This window comes from Pseudoalteromonas sp. SR45-6 (assembly GCF_014163545.1).
GTDB lineage: Bacteria > Pseudomonadota > Gammaproteobacteria > Enterobacterales > Alteromonadaceae > Pseudoalteromonas > Pseudoalteromonas rhizosphaerae.
Genome location: NZ_JACJDM010000140.1, coordinates 1 through 1304 on the forward strand (window position 1 = coordinate 1; position 1304 = coordinate 1304).

A 1304-nucleotide genomic window follows, 5' to 3' on the forward strand; every position below is an offset into this window, starting at 1 on the left:
TTTTAAAATAATTATTTATCAGCTATCAGCTATCAGCTATAGCTGATAAATAATTATTTTAAAACTCACAAAGGATGTAAAGTGAAAGTATTAACAGTATTTGGTACTCGCCCAGAAGCCATTAAAATGGCACCTCTTGTGCACGCTTTAGCTAACGATAGTCGCTTTGACGCAAAAGTATGTGTAACGGCGCAGCACCGTGAAATGCTAGATCAAGTACTTCAGCTTTTTAAAATTACCCCAGAATACGATTTAAACTTAATGAAAGTAGGGCAAACACTGCCAGAAGTAACAAGCCGTATTTTGCAAGAGCTAACTCCAGTACTTAAAGAGTTTAAACCAGATGTAGTGTTAGTGCATGGTGATACCGCAACAACATTTGCTGCGAGTTTAGCAGCATATTATGAGCAAATAGCAGTTGGCCACGTTGAAGCAGGCTTACGTACAGGTAATATTTATTCGCCATGGCCTGAAGAAGGTAACCGCAAACTAACGGGCGCTTTAACACAATTCCACTTTGCACCAACGGATACCTCAAAAGCTAATCTTTTAAAAGAAAATTATGCAGATGAAAATATATTTGTAACCGGTAATACGGTTATTGATGCTTTACTACTAGTTAAGCAACAAATAGAAAATGATACACAGTTAAGTAACACATTAGCATCACAATTCCCTATGCTTGATGAAAATAAAAAGCTTATTTTAGTTACAGGTCATCGCCGTGAAAGCTTTGGTGGTGGTTTTGAGCGTATTTGTGAAGCGCTCGCACAAACAGCTAAAGCTCACCCAGATACGCAAATATTGTACCCAGTACATTTAAACCCGAATGTACAAGAGCCGGTAAAACGTATTTTAAAAGATGTTGATAACGTACATTTAATAGAGCCACAGCAATACTTACCATTTGTATATTTAATGAATCGCTCACATATTATTTTAACTGACTCAGGTGGGATTCAAGAAGAAGCACCAAGTTTAGGTAAGCCAGTACTGGTAATGCGTGATACTACAGAGCGCCCAGAAGCAGTAGACGCAGGCACTGTTAAATTAGTTGGTACTGACGTAGAAAAAATAACATCTGCACTAAATGAGTTATTAGCTGATGATGCTGCATATAAAGCAATGAGCCGCGCCCATAACCCGTATGGTGACGGCCAAGCATGCCAGCGTATTTGCGATGTATTAGCAAAATAATAAGCGTAGGCGTGGATTTACCCCGCGCAGTACTTTACAAAAAATAATGGCAAGCTTAAAAATACATAAATAAAGTTTGCATAAAGAATTTAAAAATTAAAATTTGT

Annotated in this window: 1 protein-coding gene; it reads left to right on the forward strand. The window is 37.6% G+C overall.

Translation table 11 applies throughout. The annotated features are described in order from the left end of the window. The first annotated feature begins 81 nt into the window (after positions 1–81). Positions 82–1197, forward strand: a complete 1116-nt coding sequence (wecB, locus tag H5158_RS22530; protein WP_182740965.1) for a non-hydrolyzing UDP-N-acetylglucosamine 2-epimerase — start codon at positions 82–84, stop codon at positions 1195–1197. The last annotated feature ends 107 nt before the right edge of the window (positions 1198–1304 follow it).